The 3,881-nt window shown below is 65.0% G+C and carries 3 protein-coding genes; all 3 read right to left on the bottom strand.

The window, feature by feature from the left end; all coding sequences use genetic code 11:
- Positions 1–1,824: toxin VasX (locus tag V6M61_RS19155; protein ID WP_332778194.1), on the bottom strand; the 1,824-nt coding region annotated here is incomplete at its 3' end.
- Positions 1,821–2,393, bottom strand: a complete 573-nt coding sequence (locus V6M61_RS19150; RefSeq protein ID WP_332778193.1) for a DUF4123 domain-containing protein — start codon at positions 2,391–2,393, stop codon at positions 1,821–1,823. The genes V6M61_RS19150 and V6M61_RS19155, both read right to left, overlap by 4 nt.
- Positions 2,390–3,881: type VI secretion system tip protein TssI/VgrG (gene tssI / locus V6M61_RS19145; RefSeq protein WP_332778192.1), on the bottom strand; the 1,492-nt coding region annotated here is incomplete at its 5' end. The genes V6M61_RS19150 and tssI, both read right to left, overlap by 4 nt.

The raw sequence follows: 3,881 nt of genomic DNA, 5'->3' as shown, positions 1-3,881 counted from the left end.
GACCGAAGTCTCCCAATCAACTTCGGCGACTTTCTGTAAGGTAGCTGTTATTGCAGAAGAAATTCCAAAAGCTCCCCCCACAAAACTCAGCCAGTTCTTTCCTGACTGCTTGTCAGTTAGTTGCACCCCACCCCACACAAAATTCACCCCTGCCACCAACGCCACCAGACACTTGAGCGGCGCCTTTTCCAGAGCTCCCTTGCTGAGACCGAGCATATCTTTCAGGCCGACATCCGCCGCCAGATGGCCGGTCAGGGCGGGCAGGTCCTTGGTCGCCGGCAGCAGGCGGAAGAACGGCAGGGCGTCCTGTATGGCATTGCTCAGTTGTGTGGGTTTGAAGCGGGCGGGCAGTTTGGGTCGCGTGCCCATCAGGTCGCTCATCCATTCGCCCAGTTGCCGCCGGCTGACAATTTCGACTGCCAGGCGCTGTTGACTGCGCGCCAGCGCTGCCGCCAGGTACAGTTGGCCCGCGGCTTTGGCGGCTTCATTGGTGCGCTGCAGGCCCAGACCCGCTACGGGCGCCAGGGCGGTGAACAAGGCATCCATCACCGAGCCCTGGGCATGCTTCGCAAGCTTGTCCGCCGCCTGGTTGAGCAGTTCCGCCAATTTGCGGGCTTCGTCCAGTAGGGCGGAACCGTTGCTCTTCACTCCGTCGGCGAGCCCGGTCAGCGCGTTGATTTCCCCCACGCCCAGGCGTTTGCCCAATCCCAGCAGTGACCACAGCAGCCAGGGCTTGCCGGTTTGTTCCTGGGGCGTCAAGGCACTGGCGATGGCCTTGGCGCCCAGGCTGGTGGCCGATGGGCCGAGGCAGGTGGCGGCGAAATGCAGTTCCAGCGTCGTGCGGGCGCTGGGCAGGCTGATGTCGAAGTGGCCGCAGGCGGTGTCGAGGCTGGCCGGCCCGGTCTTCGCCAAGGTGTTGAACCAGTCCGCCCACAGGCTGCTGAGGCGACGGACGTCGGCGCTGTGGTTGTCCTCTTCTCGAGTCTGTTCCTGCCAGGCGGCGCTCAGCTTCGGGTAGTCCGTTATGCCGCGCAATTGCCCGGAAATTTGCCGGTCGCTCTCGGCCAGGGACTTGAGCACACCGGCCATGGCCCAGTCTTCGCCACGTATTTCCCGGGTGACGTTGAAGGCCTGCTGGCGGGCGCGGATCAGTTCGGCCAGGTCGAGCAGAACGCTCCAGGGATCGTCGATCAGGGCATAGGCCTGCTGTTCACAGCGCTGCATGTCGTCCAGCAGACGCGGCCAGGCGGGACGGTGGGCGGTGGAGGGCTCGCAGCTCCAGCCGTACCAATCGGCGTCCATGTAGTCGCCGATGCGTTCATGGATGGTGCGGGCCTGGCCGCTGTAGGGCGCGGCACCGGGACTGATTTCGCGCATTACCCGTTGGCGCACCGCCGACTTGTCCTTGGCCGCGGCGAACTGCGCATCGCTCCATTGGCTGGGCGACCAGGCCAGCATGGCTTTCTCGCCCGCGGGAAGCAGCAGGTAGGGCAGGCTACGCCCGTCTATGACTTTGCCGGCGCGCGCTGTCTGCGTCAGGGCCGCTTGGTTGACGCGGTATTCGGTGAGCTTTTTCAGGCCGCTCTGCCAGACATACAGCCAGCCATCGCGCAGCAGGCGCGCGGTGTAGTTCAGCGGCCGTCCCTCGAGACTCTGGAAATAGTCGCCGATAGCGGGAAAGCCACCTTGCACCGGCGGTAGGCCATAGGCGCTGGTGTCCACGGCCAGCGTCGGGCCGAGGGCGTAGCGCAGCGGCAACACCGCGCTGAGCAATGGACAGGCGACGGGGGTCAGTTTGGATGAGCTGGGGGCCTGTGCAGTCATGTGTTCACTTCCTGTGTCGTGTCGTCCTCGCTCGCCAGTGCTTCCAGCAGGGGCCAGTCCAGTGTCAGCTGCGCGACGATGCCCTGGTCGGCGGGCGCCAGGTCCATTTGCGGTTGGTCATTGTGCCAGGCGCAGATGATGCTGGCTTGGTGGCGAAGCCAGATGCCTTGGATACGGTGCCAGAAGCCGTCCGGCCACTGCGCCTTGCCCAGCCAGGCACGATGCAGCGGGCGGGCATCGCCCAGGCGCAGCCAGAGTTCGCGGCGATTCGGTGCGAAAACCCGCAACCGGCGTTGCAGGATCCGGTAGAGGTCATCCGCTGGTGTATCGCTCTCCAGCCAGATGCCGTCCAGTACCTGGTCGCCGCTTCTCCAGGCCTCGTAGGCCGAGCTGCCGGTGGGCGCATCCAGCAGGATGGGGCCTGCGTCGGCGATTGGCTCGTAGGGCGTGCCAAGCAACAACGGCCGGGGCTGAGCGTCTGGGAAATGCTGGTAGAGCCAGGCAAAGGCGTTCTCATAGCGGGCGCCGTCGAGCAGAACCGCTCCGTTACCGGTATCCGGAACCTTCATGCTTCGTCTCCCGCTGAAGCCTTGGCTGCCTCGCAGATCTCACACACGCCAGCTTGGGTGCTGCGAAACAGCAGGTTCTGTTTGACCAGTGCTTCCAATGGCAGGCCGGCCTTGTCTGCATCCGCCGGCTTGACCAAGCCTGGCAAGACCGGCGCCGCCCCCGAGCCGCTGCCCGGCCCGCCGCCGGAGTTGAGCTTGACCAGCGGTCCGACCAGGGTGATGCCGCCGGCGTCCAGCTTGATAAAGCTGCCGGCGGCTTTGAAGGTCAGTTCGCTGCCGGCTTCGAGCACCACCTTCATGCCGCTGGACAGGTGAATCTCGTTGCCTGCGTGGATGAACTGGCCGCTGTCGATCTTGATGTGCTGGTTGTTGCCGACGCTGAGGTGGTCGTTGGCCTTGATCTCGCTTTTGCGGTCGGCGTGGGTGGTGCGGTGTTCTTCGGCTTTGAATTCGCTGTAGCTGTTGGCCTCGACGGTGTCGTGGCGCTCGTTGCCGACTCGGATCTTCTGGTCGTGCTCGATGTTCTCGTCCCAGTCGCGCTCGGCGTGGATGTAGATCTGCTCGGCGCCTTTCTTGTCTTCGATGCGCAGTTCGTTGTAGCCGCCAGCGCCGGGTGAACTGAGGGTCTTGAATACCGTGCGGGTCTTGTTCGCCGGCAGCTCGTAGGGGACCAGGTGTTCGGCGTGGTACAGGCAGCCGGTCACCAGCGGCTGGTCGGGGTCGCCTTCGAGGAAGGTCACCAGCACTTCCATGCCGATGCGCGGGATGGCGATGGCGCCGTAGCGGTCGCCGGCCCAGCTGGAGGCGACGCGCAGCCAGCAGCTGGTGGTGTCGTCGGCCTGGCCGTGGCGGTCCCAGTGGAACTGCACCTTGATTCGGCCGTACTGGTCGCAGTGGATCTCTTCGCCGGCCGGGCCGGTGACCACCGCGCTCTGGCTGCCGAGGATGCGCGGCTTGGGGTGTTCCAGATTGGGGCGGTAGGGCACCGTCCAGGGGGTGGCGCGGAAGCGGTTGCGGTAGCCTTGGTGGAAATCGGTGGCGCCTGTTTTCCCCTCACCCCGGCCCTCTCCCCGGTGGGGAGAGGGGGATTGTATGGTGTCGCCTGAAGTAATGGATTCCTCCAATACCTGCGGCTGTTTGCCTTGGTGGTGGATTTCGGTGAGCAGCCAGAGGTCGTTCCAGTCGCTGCGTGGATGATCACTGAGGGCGAGGAAGTGCCCGCTGACCAATAGCGGCTGGTCGCTCTCGCCTGTGGCCAGCTGGTAGTCGTGGCGGTGGCGTTCCAGGGCGCGCTGGCTGAGGTGCTTGCCGCGCGCGCGGTCGACGAAGCGGCCGGGGTAGTCGTAGTCCTCGAGGTCCGGGACAAACGCGCTGTTGGCCGCGGCCTCCAGCAGCAGCTTGGGCTTTTCGAAGTCGTAGTCGCGGCGGGTCACCCGGTTGCTGCGGGTTTCCAGGCGCACGCCGAAACGCTTGATCACCGGCTGGTCG

Source organism: Polaromonas sp. (assembly GCF_036676035.1).
Lineage (GTDB): Bacteria > Pseudomonadota > Gammaproteobacteria > Burkholderiales > Burkholderiaceae_C > Polaromonas.
This window is presented reverse-complemented; position numbering and strand designations above follow the sequence as displayed.

Bases quoted from the DNA above. Each gene is read 5' to 3' on its own strand.
- V6M61_RS19150 (WP_332778193.1), bottom strand. From the start codon at position 2,393: ATGAAGGTTCCGGATACCGGTAACGGAGCGGTTCTGCTCGACGGCGCC.